Here is a 20,716-nt window from a genome sequence, read left to right on the forward strand (position 1 = left end):
TTGTGACCGCGCGTCACGGGCGCGCGGCCGGTTCACTGTCCGTGCCAGAACGGCGACACCCCCTTCGCGGCGATCGTCTGGCCGCCGGGCCCGCAACCTGCTCTGCGGGTGTCGTGCACGCCTGGTCTTTCTCCCCGTTCGAGTGCCTGTCGCGGTTCAAGCGGACGGGACTGCGCTCGGCGCTGGACCGCGCGTTCCGGGGTGTGTGGTCGGCGGCCTGGGTGCCACCGGCGCTGACGCTGGCGCTGTCGGTGAGCGAGCTGGCACTCGAAGCCGCGCTGCCGGGATCGAGCGCCTCGCGAGCGGCCACCGTTCTGGCCCACGGGCTGGCCGGCTGCTTCGCGGCCAGCGCAGAGGCGTTCGTGGTCGGCGCGCTCGGCCTGGGCACGATCGGCCTGCCGCTGGTGTTTCTCGCCACCTGGGCCGGGCTCGATCAACCCTTGCTCGTGATCGCCGGTGTCGAGCTCGGATCGCTGTGGGCCTTGATGGGCATGCCTGCCACCGCCTGTCCCGACGCGCCGATGTGGGCCCTGGTGGTGGACGCCACCGTGGTCACGGCGTTCTTCCAGGCACACGCCCACGGCAACCATCGACCTGAGCGGCTTCAGGCAGGCCGATGAACGCTACCCCCCACTGAAAAAAATCGGGGCCCGAAGGCCCCTGCGTTGACCGACCCCGTCCGGGCCGTACCGGAACGCTCAACCCAGCTTGCGGCGTTTGGCCAGCGTGCCCAGCATCACCAGGCCGGCCAGCATCAGCGCCAACGACTTCGGCTCCGGGACCGGCGCCGTCGTGAAGGCCGCCGTGGCGGTGTAGTTGCCCCCATAGAGGCCCGACGCGACGCCGGACACGTCGAAGAAATAGTGGCCGGGCGCCAGCCCCGAGAAGCTGCCTTGACCCTTGGTGCCGCCAAAGCTGAAGCCGCTGCCGATCTGCGTGAAGCCCGCCGCCGAGCCGGTGGACGTGCCCGAGTAGAGCGCCACGGTGCCGGCGGTGTTGAACAGCTGCGTGTAGTCGAACGAGCTCGCCGCAATGCTGGTGCTGGCGCCCGTCCCGCCCAACGTGAAGTTGTAGACGTCCTCAAAGCTGCCCGGCGCGACCGACACCGGGCCGCTGGAAACCAGGCCCGAGCTGACCGTGCCCCAGTTGGTCACCGAGGCCTGTGCCGGCGCGCTCAGCCCGGCCGCCAGCGCGAAGGCCGCCGACGCGGCGACGAACGAAGATTTGAATGACATGACCGTTCCCTTGCTTGATGGCGGTGGACTGTGATCTCACCGGATGTCGACGCGCGACGATGGTCGCGCCGGACGGTTTATAGCAAGAGCTGCCCAAGGCACGGTGCGCCGGCCGGCCAGCGCCTCATCAACTGTGATGAGGCTGGCCGCACCGTCCGGCAGAGGCGCCGGCGCAGGCTCAGATGTTCGCGGCACCGTCGCCGGGTGTGGCAGCGGGTGCGACGGCCGGGCCGTCCGACGACAGCGCGCGCAACTGGTGCCCTTCCACCTGCACCCGGGTGCCGGTCGCCGGCGCGGTGCTCTCGGTGAAGCTGCGCACCGCGCCGCTGTCCATGCGCACGCGCACCTCGTACACGGTCTTGCTGCGCTGGCGCTTCTCGATCTCGTTGCCGGCCATGCCGCCACCCACGGCCCCGAGCAGCGTCATCGCCGAGCGGCCGTTGCCGCCGCCGAAGCGGTTGCCCAGCAGGCCGCCCACCACGCCGCCGGCCACCGCGCCCAGGCCGGTGCCCTGGCCCTTTTGCTGGACCGCCCGAACCGACTCGACCACGCCGCAGGACGCGCAGGCCACCACCGGCTGGGTGCCCATGCGATACGCGGGCTCGGCGGACGAGCCACGCGCCACCTCACGACCCGACGACCGCTCGGGCTGCTGCCGTGGCGCGACCTGGGCGCCGCGCGCCGCGGGCGCGGGCGCCGTTGCGGTGGCGGGCGAGTAGACCGGCGCCGGCAAGGACGCCGCGCCCGCCGGTGCCATGGCCACCACCGGTGTCGGCTCCGGCGACGCAGCCGGCCGCCGCAGCGCCAGCCCGGCCGCCAGGCCGACGGCCGTCAGCGCGACCCCGCCGCCCAGCAAGGCCAGGCGGCTGAAACCCGTGGCGGAAGAAGCACCCGTTGAAGGAATGTTGGACATGTTGATCTCTCCTGCCGCCGAACCGGCGGCGTCGCCGAACCATGCATGCCGGGATCGGCCCGGCACGCGACAGGGGCGCAGCATCGCACCGCTGCGGCGACGCACCGTAACAAGCTGCTTCGCGTGTTTCAGGCGGGCCGATCGCGACGCCGTGGTAGTGCGGCGCCTGTTCGACGCCGGCGCAGTGCCGATGGGCAAGACCGCCCTGGACCACCGTTCGCCACGGGACTGGTGGACACTCGCTCGCCCCACGGCGAGGTGCCCAACCGCTTCGACGGGGGCCTAGGTCAGCGGTGACCCCGGCTCAAGCTTCGGCTCGGCCTCAGTCGTGGCGCGCGGGCTGGTGCCGTTGGCGCTGGGCACCGACACGGCCGGCTTGGGCCGCGGGCCGGCGGGATTCAACGACCTCGTCGGCGACCCGACCGAGATCGCCGCCTGCATCGAAGGGCCGGCGTGCGACGCACCCGTGGGTCGCCGAGCGCCATGCGGTGGTTCTCCCGTCGCGTCGGTCGAGGTTCGCGTCGCATCCGCAACACCTGGCGCGACACACCTGTCGCACCGGGACACCCTCCGTCGCCGCGTCCACGCCTGGCTGTCCGGGGTACGGCGTACCTGCCACCGATGGCCAGCGGGCAGCGCGCCACTTGGCACATCCTCTGCATACGCGATTTGTGCCGACGTCGGACGTGCAGTGCGCCAGAGGCGCCTGCGCGGCCAACGTCCTCTCAGTCGCCCGACAGAGTTACAAGGAGACCCTCATGGATGCCAGTGCCGAGCGCAAGCTCTGGATGTACGAGACGATGATCGAGATCCGCGAGTACGAGGAGACCATGGCCAAGGTCTATCTCGAAGGCAAACTGCCGCCCGCCATCCAGAAGGGACTGGCCTTCGACATCGGCGGGGGGCCGGTGCCTGGCGAGATGCACCTGGCGGCCGGCCAGGAGCCGGTGGCCGTCGGCGTGTGCGCCCACCTGAGCGATGACGACACGGTGGTGGGCACGCACCGCCCCCACCACTTCGCGATCGCCAAGGGCGTGCCGCTCAAGCCCATGACGGCGGAGATGTTCGGCAAGGACACCGGACTCGGCCGCGGCAAGGGCGGGCACATGCATTTGTTCGATCCGGTGCATAAATTCAGCTGCAGCGGCATCATCGGCGCCAGCCTGCCGCCGGCCTGCGGCGCGGGCCTGGCCGCCAAGAAGCGCGGCAAGGATTGGGTCGCTGTGGCCTTCTTCGGCGACGGCGCCAGCAATCAGGGCTCATTTCACGAATCGCTGAACTTGGCCGCCCTCTGGCGGCTGCCGGTCATCTTCGTCTGCGAGGACAACAAGTACGCAATCTCGGTCGAGAAGGCCGACTCCACGTCGGTGGCGTGGAACGCCGACCGCGCCGCCGGCTACGGCATTCCGGGCGTGCTGGTCGAGCAGAACGACGCGCTCGCGGTCTACGAGGCGGCCGGCGCGGCGGTCGCACGGGCCCGGCGCGGTGAAGGGCCCTCGCTGCTGGAGGTCAAGACCGACCGGTACCTCGGCCACTTTCAGGGCGACGCCGAGACATACCGTCCCAAGGGCGAGGTCGATGAACTTCGCCGCCATGACCCCATCCCGCGCCTGGGCGAGCACCTGCGCAAGCTGGGCCTGCTGGACGATGCCCGCGACGCGGCCCTGCGCCAGCGCGTGAGCGCGCGCATCACGGAGGCCTACGAATACGGCCGCACCAGCCCCTACCCGAAGCCCGAGGACGCGCTGCTGCACGTCTTCCACTGAACCTCGGAGCCCACACCATGAGCACGACACGCAAGCTGACGATGGCCGCCGCCATTTCCGAGGCCATCTCGCAGGAAATCCAGCGCGATCCCGACGTCTTCGTGATGGGCGAGGACATCGGCAAGTACGGCGGCATCTTCGGCGCCACCGGCGGGCTGCTGGCGCTGCACGGCAAGGAAAGGATCATGGACACGCCGATCTCCGAGACGGCGTTCATCGGCACGGCCATCGGCGCCGCAGCCGCCGGCCTGCGCCCGGTCGTGGAACTGATGTTCGTCGACTTCTTCGGCGTGTGCATGGACATGATCTACAACCACATGGCCAAGAACACCTACATGGCCGGCGGCAACGTCCAGCTTCCCGTGGTGTTGATGACCGCGATCGGCGGCGGCTACAACGACGCGGCCCAGCACTCGCAGTGCCTGTACGGCACCTTCGCCCACCTGCCTGGCCTGAAGGTGGTGGTGCCGTCCAACGCGTACGACGCCAAGGGCTTGATGACGCAGGCCATTCGCGACGACAACCCGGTGATGTTCATGTTCCACAAAGGCATCATGGGCCTGCCCTGGATGGCGTACTTCGAAGGCAGCACCACGGAGGTTCCGCAGGAACAGTACACCCTGCCCTTCGGCCAGGCCCGCGTGGTGCGTGAGGGTGCAGATGCGAGCATCGTCACACTCAGCCAGATGGTCCACAAGGCCCAGATCGCGGCCCAGCGGCTGGCGGCCTCGGGCATCCAGGCCGAGGTGATCGACCTGCGCACCCTGGTTCCGCTGGACCGCGCCACGGTGCTGGCTTCGGTGCGCAAGACCGGGCGCCTGCTCGTGGCGGACGAGGATTACCTGAGCTTCGGCCTGTCCGGCGAGATTGCCGCGCTGATCGCCGAAAACCTGGACAGCGTGGCGCTGAAAGCGCCCGTCAAGCGGCTGGCCGTACCGGATGTGCCCATCCCCTACAGCCGCCCGCTGGAGCAGTTCGTCATTCCGCAGGTCGATGCCATCGAGCACGCCGTGCGTGCCCTGATGCAGGCTCCCGTGCCGGCGATGGTGGCAGTATGACCGACGTGGTGCTGGCTCCGGAGGCCTGGAAGGACATCGAACCCGGCACGCAGGCGTTGATGGACGCCTGGCAGGTGAGCGAAGGCGAGCGTGTTCGAGCCGGCCAGACGCTGGCCACCGTGGTCCTGATCAAGAGCACGTTGGAGATTCAGGCGCCAACGGACGGCGTGGTCGATCGCATCCTGGTGGCCAAAGACGCGACCTTCAGCCCGGGCGAGGTGTTGGCCCGGTTGACGCCCTGAGCGATGCCCGGGTGAGACGGGTTACCTGGGTCTCGGCGGCGCAAGAGCAGCTCTGGAACGAGCAGGCGCTGATCGCCCCTGTCGCGCGCCCGGAGTGGCGGCTGTGGGGCTACCTCGAGACGGCGGTGGTGCTGGGACGCTCGCAGCGCCACCTGCTGGCCGAGGTGGCAGGCCGCGCATCGGTGCCAGACATCGACGTGCTCAGCCGCGCGGCGGGAGGCGGCGCGGTGCTGGTCGGACCCTGGATGCTGGGGATCTCGGCGGTGCTGCCAGCCGCCTCTGCGTGGGTGGGTGGCGGTGTGGTCGCCAGCTACCGCGGGCTGGGCGAGGCCGTGGCGCGGGCCCTGCAAGGCTGCGGGGTCGACGCCACGGCACGGGGGCCGGCGCAACTTCATGCGCTGCCCGGTGCATCGCAGGCGCCTCCTCTGGATTGGGCCTGTTTCGGCGGGATTTCGCCGTGGGAGGTCTTCGTGGGTGATCGCAAGATCGCCGGCCTGGCCCAGGTGCGCCGGCGCGAACGTGTGCTGCTGGTGGGGGGCGTGCTGTTGGCGCCGCCGCCGTGGGAGATCCTGTGCGCGTGCTGTGACCGGCCGGCTGGCGATGCGAAACGGCTGGACCGGCTCACCACGGACCTGCTCAGCTCGCGTCACCAGACTCAGGCCTCGCCGGGCGGAAACCAGGACCCGGCCGAGGTGCTGTGCCAAAACCTGGCCGCCGAACTCTCGGCGGCGCTCAATCCGGCAGTGCCATCGACCCGGGATCGGTGAACATCAGGCCATGGCGGGCCGCGTACTCCAGCGTGGCCGCAACGTTCAAAGTACGAGGCCCGAACCCGTCGAGCTCGACCTGCAGCGCGGACCGGACGTCGACCTCCAATTCTCGTTCGCCGTCCAGCGCCACGGTCCCCTGCATGGCAGGCAGTGCGACCGGCCCCCCCGGCCACAGGCGGCGCAGACCCGCCACCGTCACGGCTTCAACGGTGCCCGGCATCAGCGGTGCCAGCAGCACTCGGCCCGGTCCGAAATGCACGTGCACGCCGAACGGATCGTCCCGGGACACGGGGTGCGCCATCGCGGCAATCGCCGAGAGTCCGAGCGCCGTGGGCTCGGCGAAGGTGGCGTACAGGTCGCACAAGTCCTCGCCGCGCCCCACGGCGCGCGCGCCCGTGCCCAGCTGGCGGGTGAGGCAGATGTCGACCAGCGCCTGCTCGTCCACGCCGTCGCCGCTCAGGCGCAGGCGCTTGTTGGCACGCAGTGCGACGCTGGCCGGCACCAGCCCGCGGATGAACAAGGCCCCGGCCATGCCGGCCAGCGTGGCGTCGCATCGCAGCGGAAAGGCGTTGTTCGTGCCGGTGGAGAGCGTGGCCAGCGGAATGTCGCCGCAGCCGCGGGCGACCGCACGGTGAGTGCCGTCGCCCCCAAGCACCGCCATCAACCGCACGCCGAGCCCGCGCAAGCGCGTGGCGGCCTCGATGCTGTCGGCAGCGCCATCGCGCAGCGGCATGTCCAGCACGCGCACCTTGGGCATCGCGGCCGGGTGGTCGGGCCGCTTGCGCGCCAGGTCAGCCGCCTCGCTCACCTTCAGGGCGATGCCCGCCGCATCGGGCGGCATCCAGGCCTCGTCCACCCCCAGGCTGCCCATGGCGCACAGCAGGCGCAGGATCACGTTCACTTTTTCCGACGTCGGAAAGACCGAGGCCCAGCCCAGCAGACGCCTGACATCGCGGCCGGACGCCGGATTCGCGATGACGCCAACGGCCAAGGGCGTGCCAGGAGGCCTCGAAAACGGTGGCTGCATGGCGTGCCGTGGTCCCAGATCAATGAATGGCCACGAGCAACATCGGTGCCATGGCGCACGGCGCGCCTCGGCGAGTACGATGGCCGTCGACGGCGCGACGACGCCGGGGTGATGGAGACATGCCGATGACGCACGTACCAGCTTCCCTCCCGGTGGCGACGCCGGGGCCTTCGTTCGGGTCCGGCGCGCCCAGCGTGGACGCCTTGCTCAGGCGATCGCGCCAGCGCTCGCTCAACGTCCACGGACTCGATCCTGCGCACGGCCAGCCGCGCGTGCTGTCAGCCTCGGCGCTGCGCGATCACCGCGAGCCGATGGAGCCGCTGCTGAACCTGGCGCGAAGCGGCATGGAGTCGCTGTTCCTGCAAATCCGCGACGTCGGCTACGTGGTGCTCTTGACCGATGCCCATGGCGTGGCGGTCGAGTTCATCAACAACCCCGGCGTGGAGCGCGAGGCCCGTCGCGCCGGCTTGGCCGTGGGCGGCTGCTGGACCGAGGACCACGAGGGTACTTGCGCGGTCGGCATGGCGCTGGTCGACCACCTGCCGATCACGGTCCATCACGGCGAGCACTTCCTGGCCAACAACAGCTTGCTCACCTGCAGCGCGGCGCCGATCTTTGCGCCCGACGGCCAGTTGATCGCGGTGCTGGACGCCTCGGCTCTTCATTCGCCCGGCGACCGCAACAGCCAGCACTTGGTGCTGAAGCTGGTCCATGCCACTGCCAAGATGATCGAGAACGCCCACTTCCTGCGTCAGTTCGAGCGCCATCTGGTGCTGCGCACCAGCGGCCGGCGCGAATTCCTGGAGGTCGCCACCGAGGGCCTGCTCGCGCTCGATGGCGCCGGCCATGTCGTGGCAGCCAATCAGCGGTTCGTGCACGACATGGGGCGCAGCCCGGCATCGCTGTTGGGCACGCATGTGGAGGACTTGTTCGGCGTGCGCTATGAGGAACTGACCAGCGCTGCCGCGGCTCCGGGCGCCGCCCCCCTGGCGCTGACGCTGCAGTCCTCAGGCAGCCAGTGTTTCGCGCTGGCCCGTGGGCCCCGGCCGCCGCGGCAGGCCGCATCGCCCGCCGCGGCGCTCAGGCCTCGCAGACAACCGGGGCCGACGCCGACGACCGCTCCCGCACATGGCGATCGCCTCGGCCTGGACGAGCTGGCCGGGCAGGACCCGCAGATGCAAGCCGAGGTGGACAAGGCACGGCGAATCGTGGACAAGGGCGTCGCCGTGCTGCTTCAAGGCGAATCGGGCACCGGCAAGGATGCGTTTGCACGCGCCCTGCACGATGCCAGCCTGCGGGCTGCGGCGCCCTTCGTGGCACTGAACTGTTCGGCCATTCCAGAGACCTTGATCGAGAGCGAACTGTTCGGCCACAGCGAAGGCGCCTTCACCGGAGCGCGTGCCAAGGGCGCGCGCGGCAAGTTCGCCCAGGCCCATGGCGGCACCTTGTTCCTGGACGAAATCGGCGACATGCCCCTTGCGCTGCAGACCCGGCTGCTGCGGGTGCTGTCCGAACGCCAGGTGCTGCCGCTTGGGGCCGAGCGCGAGGTGGCGGTGGACCTGCAGATCATTTGCGCGACGCACCGCGACCTGCCCTCGCTGGTGGCCTCGGGTCAGTTTCGGCTCGACCTGTACTACCGCCTGAACGGGCTGGCCCTCCGCCTGCCGCCGCTGCGCGAGCGCCGCGATCTCGGACATCTGGTAGACGCCGTGTTGGCCGAGGAGGCTGCGCGCCAGGACCGGGCTGCAGCCCGCCTGTCGCTGGCCGCCCGTGCCTTGCTGCTGAGCTACCGGTGGCCCGGAAACATCCGGCAACTGCGAAACGTACTGCGCGCCGCGTTGGCCCTGGCCGCCGGCGAGCCGATCGACCTGGCCCAGCTGCCTGCGGAGATCGTCAACACGTCGCACGTCGTGCTGCCGCCCCCGCGCTTGGCCTCGCGCAGCTGGGATGACGGCGGACCGGACGCCCAGGCGCTGTCACCGGCACGATCACATGGCACACTGCTGGCGGCCTTGAAAGCGCACCACTGGAACGTCAGTGATGTGGCCCGCAGCCTGGGGGTCTCGCGCTCGACCGTCTACCGGCGCATGGCCATGCACCAGATCGTCGAACCCAACCGCCTCGATTGAACCCATCGTCCCCATGGCCGGCCCCACCCCCGAATTCTGGCAAGAACGCTTCGAGACCCAACAGACCGGCTGGGACCGCGGTGGCCCCAGCCCGCAGTTGCTGGCCTGGCTGGACAGCGGCGCGCTGGCGCCCTGCCGCATCGCCGTGCCCGGCTGCGGCAGCGGCTGGGAGGTGGCGGAGCTGGCGCGGCGCGGCTTCGATGTGGTGGGCATCGACTACACCGCCGCGGCGGTCGACAAGGCCCGCGCCTACTGCGCACAGCAGGGCGTGAACGCCCAGGTCCTGCAGGCCGACGTGCTGGGCTTTGCGCCGACCGAGCCCTTCGACGCGATCTACGAGCAGACCTGCCTGTGCGCGCTGCACCCGGATCACTGGGTCCGCTACGCCGGCCAGCTGCAGGCCTGGCTGAAGCCCGAGGGCCAGCTGTGGGCGCTGTTCATGCAGATGCTGCGGCCGGCCGCCAGCGAAGAAGGCCAGGTGTTCGGCCCGCCCTACCACTGCGACATCAACGCGATGCGCGCGCTGTTTCCCGACAGCGCCTGGGCCTGGCCCAAGCCGCCGCACGCCAAGGTGCCGCACCCGAACCTGGCACACGAGCTGGCGGTGCCGCTGCGGCGGCGCTGAGGCCCGGGCGGCCCGGGCCAGAAGAGGAGCAGGAGCAGATCGAGTCGAACGCCTGAGCCGGCGCCCCAACGGAAAAGAGCCCCGGCGGGGCTCTTTTTGTCGGTCGGGCGAAGCGCCTCAGCCGTTGATGCGGCGACGGAAGGCCATCAAGCCCATCAGGCCAATCACCAGCAGGATGGCGGACGCTGGCTCCGGCACGGCGGCCACGTGGGCCGTGATGCTGCCGGTGTTGTCGGCGTAGTTCGAATCCCAGTAGTACAGGTTCAGCGTGCCGTTGGTGGACGCGACGCCGCTGTAGTTCGTGCCGACCAGGAAGTAGTTGCCGCCCCCGATCTGGCCCACCAGCGCGCCGTAGGCGGCCGTCAGGTTGCCCTGGCTCCAGGTGCCGAAGCTCTGGCCGATCAAGGTGCCCGCGGGCTGGCCCGAGGCATCGGTGCCGGTGGCGTACAGATTGCCGGTCAGGCCATTGGCGTTGGACCAGCGCGGCAGCGCGCCTGCGCTCCAGAGCTGGCTCGGATCGACCGAGACGGTGAAGGCTTCACCGCTGGTCAGCGCGATCGTGCCCAGCGCCGTGCCGCCCGAAGACGAGTTGGCATAGGCGTTGACGGCAAAGTCGGTCGCGTTGGCGGCGAAGCCCAAGGCCCCGAGGGCCGCAGCCAGGAACAGATTCCGAAACTTCATGACATTCCCCTTTTGTTGTTGAACTGCGAAACGGCACGCGCCTGGATCAAGCGCGATTCTTGCGGCGGCGGCTGACGCCACCGACGATCGCCAGGCCAGCGAACATCAGCGCCAGCGAGCTGGGCTCAGGCACCGCGGCCACCGACACCCCGCCCACCACCGGGCCGTAGGCGCCACTGCCGTCCTTGCTGGTGAACGACAGCGTGGTGGCGGCCGCCGTGGTGAAGCTCAGCGTCTGCAACTGGAAGCCCATGTTGGTCTTGCTGTTGCCCAGCGGCGAGCTGGTGAAGGTCTGCGAGGCATTGCCCACCGACACCAGAACGCTGTTGTTGTAGGAAGGATTCGGGTTGTCCGGGTTGGACGCGAGGTAGAAGCTCAGCTGATACGAGCCGGCCGCCAGGCTCAGCGACTGGCTGATGCCGCCCGGGCTGCCGCCGTCCAGATCGACCGAGTAGCTGCCGCCCGGCGCTTGTTGCCAGTAGGTGCCGATCAGGTCCACCGAACCCGAGGTCACAGCCCACGGGCCGATGTTGCCCCCCGCCGAATAGGTACTGAAGCCATTGACGGCAGCGCCTTGCGCGAAGTTGCCGTCACTGACCAGATTGGGCGTCGCCAGGCTGCCTTGGGAGAAGGCGAGCGCCACCGCCGCGGTTGCGCAGAGCTTGAATGCAGAGAGAGCCATGGCGTACGTCCTGATGATGAGAGCTTGGCCCCGACTCTATCGGGGTCTTGCCGATTTCGCCCCCCCTAGGGTGGCGCCTTGACACGCTTCGAACCGCCACCGCGGACGCGCCACGCACCGAAAGGCGCACCGTGCGCAGCCCGATGGCCATGCACCCGTTCACCGCGAACGCGGCCAACGAGCACCGTCAACGAAAAAGCCTCCCGGCGGGAGGCTCTTGACGGCTGGCGGCGCGGGCCGCCGGCCTTGGGGGGCTCAGACGCGGTTCTTGCGACGACGGCTGACGCCACCGACGATCGCCAGGCCGGCGAACATCAGCGCCAGCGAGCTGGGCTCGGGCACGGCCGCGACCGACACGCCACCCACCACCGGGCCGGTGGCACCGCCCGCATCCAGGCTGTTGAACGACAACGTCGTGGCCGCCGCGGTCGTGAAGCTCAGCGTTTCCAGCTGGAAGCCCATGTTGTTGGCGCTGTGGCCCGCCGGCGAGACGGTGTATTGCTGCGAGGCATTGCCCACCGACACGGCGACGGTGTTGGACTGGCCGCCGTTGTACCAGTTGGCATCCGGGTTGGAGGCCAGGTAGAAGCTCAGCTGGTAGCTGCCGGCCGCCAGGTTCAGCGTCTGGCTGATGCCGCCTGGGGTGTTGCCGTTCAGATCCACCGAGTAGCTGCCGTTGGGCGTTTGCTGCCAGTAGGTGCCGATCAGGTCCACCGAACCCGAGGTCACCGACCACGGGCCGATGTTGCTCGCCGCGTTGTAGGTGGTGAAGGTGCCCGCCGTCGCGCCCTCGACGAAGTTGCCGTCGCTCACCAGATTGGTGGTGGCCAGGCTGGCCTGCGAGAAGGCCAGCGCCAGAACGGCGGTGGCGCAGAGCTTGAACGGGGTGAGGGACATGGCGTACTTCCTGAATTTGTGGTGACTACAGCGGTCGCGGAGAGTGTATCGAGGTGTTGCCACCCCCTACCCCCCCTAACTCGGTAGATTGACGAACGCCATGGAGTGCAGTGGCGCCACGCAGATGACCGCCGCCATCAACATCAAGGCTCGCGCAGCGCCTGGTCGACCGTGGCCAGCATCAGGCACAGAGTCATGGGCTTGATGGGCGACTCGTGAAGCCGCGCGAGAGGTAGAAGCGCCGGGCGGGCTCCGAGATCGCGTGCACCAGCAGCGCGGTGACACCAGCGATGCCGGCGGCCTGGATCGCGCGCCGGATGGCGTCCCCCAGCAGAGCGGTGCCGATGCCCTTCTGATGGTGATTCTTGTGGATGGCCAGGCGGCCGAGGACGAGCACAGGGACCGGGTCAGGCCGATTGCGCTTCAGGGTGGAAGGCGCCTCGGCGTGGCCGATGGCGCCGGCCGCCAGGCCGTAGTAGCCGATCACGCGATCCAGGTTCGGGCCCTCGCACACGACGTAAGTGCGGGACGCGCCATTGGCCTGATTCTTGGCGGCACGATGCTTCAGCCAGTCGTCCAGCGACAACTCGCCGCTGTCGAAGGCGGCAAGCTGGTGGTGGCTGGCCAGCGGTTGTGGCGCTGAAAGCATCGGCGCCGTCACTTCACACGTTGGCCGGTCGCCTTGGCCGCGGCGGTGTCCCACGGCGCACGGGCCTTGAGGGTGCGGCGCAGGCGATCGGTGGGCGCGGGCGGCGTGTCGAGCAGGTCCTGGAAGCTGGTAAAGGTCTTGGTGTCGAGCGCAAAGTAGGTTTGATCTAGCAACACGTCCTCAGCCTGCCTGCAGGCGGCTTCGAGCATGAAGTCCGAGCGACTGCGGCCCAGGCGGTCGGCAGCCTGATCGATCAGGTCGCGTTGCCCTGCCTTGGCGCGAATGCTGATCGTGACGGGATCTTGGGCATGGGCCATGAGGCACCTTTCGGAGTATTGCGTTCGTAATGTCAATATTGAATGTCATTTGTCCATACATTGAGACTTGACGATTCTGCAGGGAACGCCCATCACGCTGCGCATCGGGGTCGCGTTCGGTTCGCTGACGCCGCCCAGGCCAGGAGGGACGAGAGTGCCTGCACATCGAAGTAGCGCTCTACACCACCAGATCACCAGCAGCCTTCCAATGCCTACGGCCGCAGCCGCGATCACCAGGCAATTCGAATCGTCCGCGGGATTCTGAGATCAGCGCCGTGGCAGCCAGCCCGCAAGCAGTGTTTCGTATTGCGCCAGCACTTGAGGCCAGGTCAACCCATCTTTGAAGCGCTGGCGACTCGCCTGCCCCATTCCATGAAGGGATCCGCGATCGGCAAGCAAGTCATCCAACAGCGCCGAAAATTCCCAGGAACTTTGAAAGTACCGTGCCCCACTCCCGGCCACCCACCTGTTGAATCGGTTGTCATGGGCGATCACAGCGTTACCTGCGCCAAGCGCCTCTACCAATGAAGGATTGGTTCCGCCAACTTGGTGACCATGAACGTACGCCAGGCTATGGAAACGCAGCGCCTGCACGACCGGCTTGTCGTAGATTGCACCTAGAAAGCGGACCTCATCACTTGCCGCCGCCTTAACCGCTCGGTGGAACCGGTTGCTGTCGTCATATCGACCCAGCACCGCCAATGTCACCCCCCGCCGAGCCGCTGAAAAACCGGTGACGATCTCCAGCAACGAGTTTTCCGGTTCAGGACGGGCGATAACGGAAAGGTATTCGCCCGGCGTTAAGCCTAGTGCACGCACACTGGTTTCATATGCTGCCCCCACCGCGTCTGCACCATAAGGAATCATGGTGATCTTGGATGCTGATGTACGGCTTGACAGATGCACTTTGATCTCAGGATGGTCAGCCACCAGATGATTACCCAGCCAGCAACCTACCCAATCATTGATCCAAAACCAAGCCTTGGCCGTACCGGCCCACTTCGCGCGCGACCACTCAATGCCGTCCATGTTGATCACGTTGGGCACACCACGCAGGCGCAGCGCTGCACAAAAAATGGCGGTGTTGTAGCCTAGAGTCAGGCATAGATCGCCCTGCTTTGCAGCGTGCTGTGTGGCCTTCCAATCGAAAGTGACGGTGCTTTTAGCACCGTCACCCCTTACTGGAATACAAACTCGCTCTATGCCGTTCCAGACGTCAGTAAACACAGGGCCACTGCCGTCTTCTTGGCAATACACCACAACGCGCCAACCTCGGTTGATTAGGTACAGCGCCAGATGTTCCGCAAAGGTCTCAAAACCACCATGAGCGGCTGGCACACCACGGGTGCCTAGAATTCGAAGCGCTTTCATTGAGTTTGTACACCAAACACCTTTTTGACCTTTTCGAGATAGCTGAATCCGTCCTTCTTGGTAGGCTCAAGGTAAGAGCCTTCTCCAAACTCGTTCCAGCAGCAAATCACACCCATTTTTAGATTTCCAGATCGCCCTGAATCCATGATGGATTTAGCAGCCCGCAAGTGCACCTCAAACTGATTTGCGGTGCCTCTAGACCGGTCATGTAAGGGATTTACGCTCCCCCCCCAAGGACGCTTATCCCAGCCCACAGTCATAGGAACAACCAATGGGAGATCCCCCTTCGAAAGAAACTGGACCCACTGCTCTTGGTAATCCTTATCCAATTCTGAGAAACTTTCCGACATCACTGGCGACCTAAGCCCTTGGTGATAATTGTAGGCCGACAGTGCAGAATAACCAGAGGCTCGCGCATAGCCGTCGATCATGGGTGAAACCGCACCAGTACCAGCAACAAAATATATACCTGGCAAACCATTCCGCCTAGCAATAGATTGTGCAGAATCCAGTAGATCCTTGGTAGTGGCCCCAAACTTAGCAGCATCATCCTTCAAAAAGTCTGCATAAAAGACAAAGACCACCGGCTTATTGTCGATTCGCAAAAATTCTGGCCTCTGAAAATAATGCGTTACCCAATAAGTTATCATACTGTCGAAGTTCTGGCGACTAGACGGCACACCGTTATGATTAGCCCAGAGTAAGGAGATCTTAACCTTGTCCCTATTGGGCGCCCGCATGTGGGCGGAAATAGCATGCTCCAAAAATACCTTTCCGTCTTTGCTCCAATACCAGTCGTAGGCCACAAATCCAATTCCGTATTTCGCCATCCAGTCAATCTGTTGACGCATCACATCGTCAGCACCGTCATGGTACCAACCCAGCATCGGCTCTCGCTCAGGATATGGCTTTATTTTCTCCCAAGGTTTCGAAAACTGTGCTCCATTTTGATTATCAGCCCACCCTGGAAAATAATATACACCCACACTATATTTAGCAGTCTGGGCCGACGCATACAAACCACTCATGAAAAGGACCACCAAAAGTAGAGTACGCTTCATTATTTTAGTCTTCGTGCAAAATGATCTTATATCTGCTCGCCACCCTGGTAGCAGCCGCATCCCAGGAAAACTGCTTTGCCTGTACCAATCCCTTTTGCACGGTCGCCTCGCGCAACTCTGGATCAGTCGCGATTTCATACAGCGCATCTCGGAGTGCACCCATATCGGTCGAGCTCACTAAGCGCCCAGCAGCACCTACCACCTCAGAAAGTGCCGTGTTATTCGCAACGATCACAGGCGCTCCGCTCGCCATGGCTTCTAATGGGGGCATGCCAAAGCCCTCAGCCAACGATGGGTAGACAAAGGCTAGGCAATGCCTATAAAGGGCAGGCAACTCCTTGTCGCCCACATTGTCGAGAAAAATAACTTTGTCTTTGATCCCTGACTCCACGACCACTTGAAATAGGGGATCAAAGCCAAAATCCTTTTGACCCACAACAACCAATGGTGGCGCGTCTTGCCCTAGCGCGGCATAAGCCTTGAACAGGGTTACGTGATTCTTTCGTGGTTCAAGTCGGCCCACGGTCAAAAAATAACTACGCGACAGCAATCCTCTCGCGGCCAGGAACTCTCCACCCTCGTTGCCAGAATAAAATCGCGCTGAGTCCGCAGCATTGGTTGTTACCGTTAATCGGTTCTCAGGCACACCATATCGATTACAAATTTCGCGCTTCGAAAATTCGCTTACCGTGAAAATATGTTCGGCGCGGCACGCAGCCCAACGCATCAGAATACGCGACCGAACCCGGAATAGTAATTGAAAATACTGAGGATGGCTTTCGAACAAAACATCATGAATGGTGACTACTGTTTTGGAGAGCGAAGGCAGGGGAATGATGTATTGCGTGTGAAGTATATCCAACCCCAATGATTTTTGCAGACGAGGCAGCTCCCATATTAATCTCCGCACGGATCCCGTCTTGGCCAATCTTACGAGATTGACATTGGGCAAGTCAAAGGCAGGGTACCTAGTCAAAAACGACTCCGTTTCCGCCAGCAAGCAGAAAAAGTCAATTTCCGGACACAATTTAGCCACCCTCGAAAAGACTTCTATGACATGCGTACGCGAGCCTTGGAAGAGGCCGTCGACCACATGCAGGTCGAAGCCAACCTTCATACGTGATTGCTCGGTTGCTTTTGGGGCGTCACTTATCATCGACTAACAACTGCTTGAATTAACATTTCATTCAATGAAGCCCGTTTGGCTTGCCAAGAGAACTGTACTTCAGCCAGCGCTCGGGCACAGATGCTGAGGCGTTTGCTCAGATCGGGGTTGTCCAGCACCGCCACCACCTGTCTCGCAAACTCTGCGGGTGAATCCGCGATAAGCATATGTTTGCCCGACTTCGCTCCGGTTTCTTCCGCGCCAATGCTCGTTGACACGATGGGGCAGCCGCAAGCCATGGCCTCAAGCGTCTTGATCTTGATACCACCGCCACTCAGTAAGGGCACCACCACCAGTGAGGCGGAACACAAAAATTCAAACGCGTCGGGCACGATACCCACGAATCTGATATTTTTATTTGCTAGCGCCAATATGGCGGTTGGAATGCCTTTTCCAGCAACCTCAAAAATCGCGTCTGGATGTGCTCGCAGCACGTCTGGAAGCACTTTATTAATGAAAAACATTAATCCTGTGACGTTGGGCAGATGGGAAAATGAGCCAATGAATGCGATTTTTTTTGTCGTGCCGATTTTCCAAGTTTTTGCTGGCATGACGACCGCCGCAGGACTGGTCACTGCGCCTAATCCGGGATTAAAAACCTCCAGACCCAAACGATCTTGCTCAGTCAATACGGCTATCAGGGAAAATTTACGGTAATACCGAGCTTCATAACACAACCACCCCAGCCAATTCATAAGGGCCAACGCCCGTTTCATTATCCGCTTTTGAGACCTAAATTGTCGATAGGCTGAGATTGAATAAGCATCTTGAACATCCATCAGCGCGGGAATCCCGTTGCTTGCATCGATGTACTGCGCCATCTGGGGAAATTGGATCAGCACCGCATCAGGCGCCAATCGCGCGATGGCGTCCCGCACGGCCAATGACATTGCCGGCACCCTGCACAGATATGCACCGACTGGCGTCAGGCGCAGCACTTGTGCCACCTTGGCACGCATGATGGTGAGCCTACCCAATGGCTGGTGCACCGTGGTAACGGAGGCACAGATCCTCTGCAAATGCGGAAGCGCAACAGCGAGCTCTTCGGCGCCTGCTTGGGCAAACGCCAGAAAGTGAACCTCGTGTTCCGCAACCAGTCCTTCCAGCTGCCCCCAGCACAATGCGCCGCCGCCGTGCGGCACGCCGGGGTAATAGACAAAGGGCGATAGAACGATGAGTTTCAAAGCGTGGTCACCCCTCCACCCGTTGCAGGGCCTGCCTGGCCGCAGCAGCAAAGCCCCGCGCCCTTTCCAGATCAACAGCATGGCCGCGCACTTTGTATCGTGCGGCGTATACAGGCACCCGCAGTGCCAACACCAAGGCGATCAGCGTACTGCTTACTGCAGCTACGGTGACGCCGTGGTGCTTGGCTAGGTACAGCCGGTAAGAGCGAACCGTGCGCGTCAGCGCCCCTTGGCCGATCCATGGCTTGCCAGCCCCCTCATAGTGCGTCACTCGCACGCTGGGCACATAAGCAACGTCAAAGCCCAGCATCCGCACTTGCTTGCAGTAGTCCACGTCTTCTACGTACATGAAATAGCGTTCGTCCAACCCACCAATGGTTCGCCACAAGCTGCGGCGCGTCATTAAGAACGCGCCCGATACCCACGCCACCTGAGCATGGGGCTGATCGTAAAACGCCGGCTGCGTCTCGGTCCGGCGAAACAAGGTGGGCAACGCCGCCACAGAGGCCAACCCCAACCAAGACAGCACGATGCGTGCAGGCGTGTGTTCATAGCCAACGGACGGTTGGTTGCGCCCATCGCCATAGAACAGGTGCGCACCCGCGGCACCCAACTTAGGGTTGTCAAAGGCAGTCACAACGTCAGCGATCGGGCCCAATAGCTTGGTGTCGTTGTTCAGCAGGAGCACCAAGTCGCCTGCGGCAACATTCACACCCAGGTTGTTCCCTCCGGTAAAGCCACTGTTGATGGCGTTCTTGATCAAGTGAACGCTTGGGAAATTTGCTTCTATGTAGGCCGAACTGCCGTCGCTGGAAGCGTTGTCCACGATGATCACCTCATGGGTGCAAGCCACGAACCGCACCACCGAGGCCAGACAGTCGTCCAGGAAACGGCGGCCGTTGTAGTTGACGATGACGATCGACAACAAGGGCTTAGGCGGCATGGCGGCCCCCCACGCGGCGCAAGGCGAACAAACCGAGCATTGTGGCGAACAGAGCGACTTTGGCAGTCTTGAACTGCTTGCGTTTGAGGAACGTCAGCAACTCCAGGCCAATCTGGGCCAGGCAGCGAATGAAGTTGGCCCGGTTGAACTTCCAGTTGAAGATTACCCTGTTGCGATAGAGATACCTGGTAGAAAGGGTAGACGGCTGACCCAAGCTACTGGAGCCGATGGACCCACCCTCCTTATGCCAAACCAAGCTTGCATCGGCATAAGCCAACTTGAACCTGCCTCGCGCCCGAAAAGCCCAATCTATCTCTTCGAAATAAAGAAAATAGTCTTCACACATCAGCCCCACAGACTGAAGGAAAGCTGCGCTCACCAGCATCGAAGCGCCCACCACATAGGCCGTCTGCGCCTCCACCGCTGCTACATTGCATTTGGCACTTGTAGGTTGAAACTGCCCAATTGGCACCACCACGCCTCGCGAAGGATCAAAGGCTGCCCCGCCGTAGGCCTGAACCGTATCCCGCTGATGATGGAAAACAAGTCTGGAGCCACAGATGCCCACAGTGGAATCCTGCTGCATACGCTCCACCAGCTTCAGCAAAGCATCCGGCGCCACCACTGTGTCGTTGTTCAATATCCAAACGTAGTCAAAACCGCCGTGAGCGATACAGTAGCGCAGGCCGACGTTGTTGCCCCCCGCAAAACCAAGATTCGCCCCGGTTTGGATCAGAACCAGCGGGGCCTCTGGATCATCAGCCCCCCCTGCCTCGGCTTGTGCTCGACCATACAGCACAGAAGGAATTGCCTTAGCTTCAGCCCATGACGATATTTTCTCAAGAGAGCCATCATGTGATAGGTTATCGCACACCACTACTCGGAAAGCCACGCCGGCACTTTGGTATAGGCTTTCAAGACATTCAATGGTGTCTTGCCAACCATTCCAGTTCAAAATCAATGTGACGACACTCGAAACTTCGTGCCTTACTAACATGCAGCAACAGCCTTCCGTTGCAGAAACCGCTTTTCCACCAAATGCCATGACGCTACCGCAAGCAACAATGAAACCGGTAGAGATAGCATAAACACGACCCACCAAGTCAAATATCCAGGCATTGATCTTGTGACTAGGTATATTACAAACTGCTGCACCGGGAATGCATAAATATAAATTCCGTAGGAAAAGTCCCCAAATTTAGCGAAATTTGACAACCCAAACCTACAATAACCAACACGAATTATCAAGTAAGCTATGAACGGCGACCCGATGAGCACATTGATCTTCAATAGATACAGGAGCAACACAAAAAATATTGCACCGAACAGTTCAACACTGCCTGACAGGCTTTCTTTATAAAGAAATGCAATTGTTCCGGCAAGAAACCAACCACAAAGGGGTATAAATTCGCGAAAGAAATTAACGAAACCAGAATCAATTGTCGACAAGCCAATACAAATGATCCAGAGCAACCACACCACTGACTTTCGCAAAATGCCAAAATAACCCAAGGCCGCAATTAATAAGTAGCAGGTAAATTCATGCCGCAATGTCCAGAGGGAGCCATTAATTGCTGACCCATAGGGATTGCGTCCAAAAACCCCAGGAAGATCAAATTTACCTTTATAAAGGGTTATATTTTTTATGAAATAAATGAGACTAGCCCCCATAAAATCAGAGAGATCAGCCGATGTAATGAACGCCCCAACCACAATTGTGATTAACAGAACACTAGCGAGCCCTGGAAATATTCTGCGTACTCGCGCATTCAGAAAGGCATATATATTTTTCTTACCCTCCCAACTCGCAGCGATTAAGAATCCACTGAGGATAAAAAAAACGACAACCGCGAGCCTGCCACCATTAAGGCGGCCATTGCTAAGCGCAACCAGCGGTTCATCTCTTGCATTTAGCACCAAGGGAAACGAGTGCGAAAACAAGACAAGAACCGATGCAGCAAGTCGCATCGCATCAAAATTATTTGGGCTGCGCGTATTCAT

Annotated in this window: 22 protein-coding genes and 1 pseudogene; 8 read left to right on the top strand and 15 right to left on the bottom strand. The window is 63.1% G+C overall.

Annotated features, from left to right (window positions below; all coding sequences use genetic code 11):
* Positions 1 to 113 precede the first annotated feature (113 nt).
* Positions 114 to 620, top strand: coding sequence for a hypothetical protein (locus AC0N04_RS02665; protein ID WP_474278331.1), 507 nt, complete (start codon positions 114 to 116; stop codon positions 618 to 620).
* A 78-nt stretch (positions 621 to 698) separates the two neighbouring features.
* Here AC0N04_RS02665 and AC0N04_RS02670 read toward each other — a convergent pair whose 3' ends face one another.
* Together AC0N04_RS02670 and AC0N04_RS02675 are read right to left on the bottom strand one after the other, a co-directional pair.
* The gene (locus tag AC0N04_RS02670) at positions 699 to 1,235 is read right to left on the bottom strand and encodes an FxDxF family PEP-CTERM protein (protein WP_474278333.1); all 537 of its coding nucleotides are present in this window, start codon (positions 1,233 to 1,235) and stop codon (positions 699 to 701) included.
* A gap of 178 nt (positions 1,236 to 1,413) precedes the next feature.
* Positions 1,414 to 2,148 carry a glycine zipper 2TM domain-containing protein gene (locus AC0N04_RS02675; protein ID WP_474278335.1) on the bottom strand — a complete coding sequence of 245 codons (735 nt, stop codon included), beginning with the start codon at positions 2,146 to 2,148 and terminating at the stop codon, positions 1,414 to 1,416.
* Positions 2,149 to 2,461: 313 nt separating this feature from the next.
* On the opposite strand from AC0N04_RS02675, the pseudogene AC0N04_RS02680 reads away from it, so the two are divergent.
* The 5 genes and pseudogenes from AC0N04_RS02680 to AC0N04_RS02700 all read left to right on the top strand — a co-directional run.
* Positions 2,462 to 2,551, top strand: a pseudogene (locus AC0N04_RS02680) (amidase family protein); the annotation flags it as partial.
* A gap of 355 nt (positions 2,552 to 2,906) precedes the next feature.
* Entirely contained in the window at positions 2,907 to 3,914 is a 1,008-nt protein-coding gene (locus AC0N04_RS02685; protein ID WP_474278337.1) for a thiamine pyrophosphate-dependent dehydrogenase E1 component subunit alpha, read from the top strand.
* Between the two features lie 17 nt (positions 3,915 to 3,931).
* Positions 3,932 to 4,972, top strand: a complete 1,041-nt coding sequence (locus AC0N04_RS02690; RefSeq protein ID WP_474278339.1) for an alpha-ketoacid dehydrogenase subunit beta — start codon at positions 3,932 to 3,934, stop codon at positions 4,970 to 4,972.
* Positions 4,969 to 5,214, top strand: coding sequence for a biotin/lipoyl-containing protein (locus AC0N04_RS02695; protein ID WP_474278341.1), 246 nt, complete (start codon positions 4,969 to 4,971; stop codon positions 5,212 to 5,214). The genes AC0N04_RS02690 and AC0N04_RS02695 overlap by 4 nt, the downstream gene beginning before the upstream one ends.
* Positions 5,215 to 5,225: 11 nt before the next feature.
* The gene (locus AC0N04_RS02700) at positions 5,226 to 5,981 is read left to right on the top strand and encodes a lipoate--protein ligase family protein (RefSeq protein ID WP_474278343.1); all 756 of its coding nucleotides are present in this window, start codon (positions 5,226 to 5,228) and stop codon (positions 5,979 to 5,981) included.
* Here the strand turns inward: AC0N04_RS02700 and AC0N04_RS02705 are convergent.
* Positions 5,947 to 6,975 (bottom strand): NAD(+)/NADH kinase, encoded by a 1,029-nt coding sequence (locus AC0N04_RS02705; protein ID WP_474278345.1) that lies wholly within the window; start codon positions 6,973 to 6,975, stop codon positions 5,947 to 5,949. The two genes, AC0N04_RS02700 and AC0N04_RS02705, sit on opposite strands and share 35 nt — an antisense overlap.
* 161 nt (positions 6,976 to 7,136) lie before the next feature.
* Here AC0N04_RS02705 and AC0N04_RS02710 point away from each other — a divergent pair, with 161 nt between their 5' ends.
* Both AC0N04_RS02710 and AC0N04_RS02715 read left to right on the top strand, forming a co-directional pair.
* Positions 7,137 to 9,140, top strand: a complete 2,004-nt coding sequence (locus AC0N04_RS02710; RefSeq protein ID WP_474278347.1) for a sigma-54-dependent Fis family transcriptional regulator — start codon at positions 7,137 to 7,139, stop codon at positions 9,138 to 9,140.
* A 13-nt stretch (positions 9,141 to 9,153) separates the two neighbouring features.
* Entirely contained in the window at positions 9,154 to 9,765 is a 612-nt protein-coding gene (locus tag AC0N04_RS02715) for a methyltransferase domain-containing protein (protein ID WP_474278349.1), read from the top strand.
* 117 nt (positions 9,766 to 9,882) lie between these two features.
* Here AC0N04_RS02715 and AC0N04_RS02720 read toward each other — a convergent pair whose 3' ends face one another.
* The 12 genes from AC0N04_RS02720 to AC0N04_RS02775 form a co-directional block, all read right to left on the bottom strand.
* On the bottom strand, positions 9,883 to 10,446 hold the full coding sequence (locus AC0N04_RS02720) for a PEP-CTERM sorting domain-containing protein (protein WP_474278351.1): 564 nt from the start codon (positions 10,444 to 10,446) through the stop codon (positions 9,883 to 9,885).
* Positions 10,447 to 10,492: 46 nt separating this feature from the next.
* Positions 10,493 to 11,128, bottom strand: a complete 636-nt coding sequence (locus AC0N04_RS02725) for a DUF642 domain-containing protein (RefSeq protein ID WP_474278353.1) — start codon at positions 11,126 to 11,128, stop codon at positions 10,493 to 10,495.
* A 255-nt stretch (positions 11,129 to 11,383) separates the two neighbouring features.
* Entirely contained in the window at positions 11,384 to 12,025 is a 642-nt protein-coding gene (locus tag AC0N04_RS02730) for a PEP-CTERM sorting domain-containing protein (protein ID WP_474278355.1), read from the bottom strand.
* A gap of 193 nt (positions 12,026 to 12,218) precedes the next feature.
* Entirely contained in the window at positions 12,219 to 12,686 is a 468-nt protein-coding gene (locus AC0N04_RS02735) for a GNAT family N-acetyltransferase (protein WP_474278357.1), read from the bottom strand.
* Entirely contained in the window at positions 12,683 to 12,991 is a 309-nt protein-coding gene (locus tag AC0N04_RS02740; RefSeq protein WP_474278359.1) for a type II toxin-antitoxin system TacA family antitoxin, read from the bottom strand. Before AC0N04_RS02740 ends, AC0N04_RS02735 begins: the two co-directional genes overlap by 4 nt.
* 267 nt (positions 12,992 to 13,258) lie before the next feature.
* Complete coding sequence (locus AC0N04_RS02745; RefSeq protein WP_474278361.1) at positions 13,259 to 14,362, bottom strand: DUF1972 domain-containing protein; 1,104 nt, start codon at positions 14,360 to 14,362, stop codon at positions 13,259 to 13,261.
* Positions 14,359 to 15,390 carry a glycoside hydrolase family 99-like domain-containing protein gene (locus AC0N04_RS02750; protein WP_474278363.1) on the bottom strand — a complete coding sequence of 344 codons (1,032 nt, stop codon included), beginning with the start codon at positions 15,388 to 15,390 and terminating at the stop codon, positions 14,359 to 14,361. The genes AC0N04_RS02745 and AC0N04_RS02750 overlap by 4 nt, the downstream gene beginning before the upstream one ends.
* Before the next feature lie 37 nt (positions 15,391 to 15,427).
* Positions 15,428 to 16,540, bottom strand: a complete 1,113-nt coding sequence (locus AC0N04_RS02755) for a glycosyltransferase family 4 protein (RefSeq protein ID WP_474278365.1) — start codon at positions 16,538 to 16,540, stop codon at positions 15,428 to 15,430.
* Positions 16,541 to 16,575: 35 nt separating this feature from the next.
* A complete protein-coding gene (locus AC0N04_RS02760; protein WP_474278367.1) occupies positions 16,576 to 17,772 on the bottom strand; it encodes a glycosyltransferase in 1,197 nt (398 codons plus the stop codon).
* A 7-nt stretch (positions 17,773 to 17,779) separates the two neighbouring features.
* Positions 17,780 to 18,697 (bottom strand): glycosyltransferase family 2 protein, encoded by a 918-nt coding sequence (locus AC0N04_RS02765; protein ID WP_474278369.1) that lies wholly within the window; start codon positions 18,695 to 18,697, stop codon positions 17,780 to 17,782.
* 7 nt (positions 18,698 to 18,704) lie between these two features.
* Positions 18,705 to 19,760, bottom strand: a complete 1,056-nt coding sequence (locus tag AC0N04_RS02770) for a glycosyltransferase family 2 protein (protein ID WP_474278371.1) — start codon at positions 19,758 to 19,760, stop codon at positions 18,705 to 18,707.
* On the bottom strand, positions 19,706 to 20,716 hold the full coding sequence (locus AC0N04_RS02775) for an acyltransferase family protein (protein WP_474278373.1): 1,011 nt from the start codon (positions 20,714 to 20,716) through the stop codon (positions 19,706 to 19,708). The genes AC0N04_RS02770 and AC0N04_RS02775 overlap by 55 nt, the downstream gene beginning before the upstream one ends.

The organism is Ideonella sp. sgz306126 (assembly GCF_056032705.1).

Excerpts from the sequence above, each read along its gene's own strand:
- AC0N04_RS02720 (WP_474278351.1), bottom strand. The coding sequence starts at position 10,446 with ATGAAGTTTCGGAATCTGTTCCTGGCTGCGGCCCTCGGGGCCTTGGGC.
- AC0N04_RS02730 (WP_474278355.1), bottom strand. The coding sequence starts at position 12,025 with ATGTCCCTCACCCCGTTCAAGCTCTGCGCCACCGCCGTTCTGGCGCTG.
- AC0N04_RS02755 (WP_474278365.1), bottom strand. The coding sequence starts at position 16,540 with ATGAAGGTTGGCTTCGACCTGCATGTGGTCGACGGCCTCTTCCAAGGC.
- AC0N04_RS02675 (WP_474278335.1), bottom strand. The coding sequence starts at position 2,148 with ATGTCCAACATTCCTTCAACGGGTGCTTCTTCCGCCACGGGTTTCAGC.
- AC0N04_RS02740 (WP_474278359.1), bottom strand. The coding sequence starts at position 12,991 with ATGGCCCATGCCCAAGATCCCGTCACGATCAGCATTCGCGCCAAGGCA.
- AC0N04_RS02695 (WP_474278341.1), top strand. The coding sequence starts at position 4,969 with ATGACCGACGTGGTGCTGGCTCCGGAGGCCTGGAAGGACATCGAACCC.
- AC0N04_RS02690 (WP_474278339.1), top strand. The coding sequence starts at position 3,932 with ATGAGCACGACACGCAAGCTGACGATGGCCGCCGCCATTTCCGAGGCC.
- AC0N04_RS02670 (WP_474278333.1), bottom strand. The coding sequence starts at position 1,235 with ATGTCATTCAAATCTTCGTTCGTCGCCGCGTCGGCGGCCTTCGCGCTG.
- AC0N04_RS02710 (WP_474278347.1), top strand. The coding sequence starts at position 7,137 with ATGACGCACGTACCAGCTTCCCTCCCGGTGGCGACGCCGGGGCCTTCG.
- AC0N04_RS02745 (WP_474278361.1), bottom strand. The coding sequence starts at position 14,362 with ATGAAAGCGCTTCGAATTCTAGGCACCCGTGGTGTGCCAGCCGCTCAT.
- AC0N04_RS02725 (WP_474278353.1), bottom strand. The coding sequence starts at position 11,128 with ATGGCTCTCTCTGCATTCAAGCTCTGCGCAACCGCGGCGGTGGCGCTC.
- AC0N04_RS02750 (WP_474278363.1), bottom strand. The coding sequence starts at position 15,390 with ATGAGTGGTTTGTATGCGTCGGCCCAGACTGCTAAATATAGTGTGGGT.
- AC0N04_RS02685 (WP_474278337.1), top strand. The coding sequence starts at position 2,907 with ATGGATGCCAGTGCCGAGCGCAAGCTCTGGATGTACGAGACGATGATC.
- AC0N04_RS02715 (WP_474278349.1), top strand. The coding sequence starts at position 9,154 with ATGGCCGGCCCCACCCCCGAATTCTGGCAAGAACGCTTCGAGACCCAA.
- AC0N04_RS02770 (WP_474278371.1), bottom strand. The coding sequence starts at position 19,760 with ATGGCATTTGGTGGAAAAGCGGTTTCTGCAACGGAAGGCTGTTGCTGC.
- AC0N04_RS02775 (WP_474278373.1), bottom strand. The coding sequence starts at position 20,716 with ATGAATACGCGCAGCCCAAATAATTTTGATGCGATGCGACTTGCTGCA.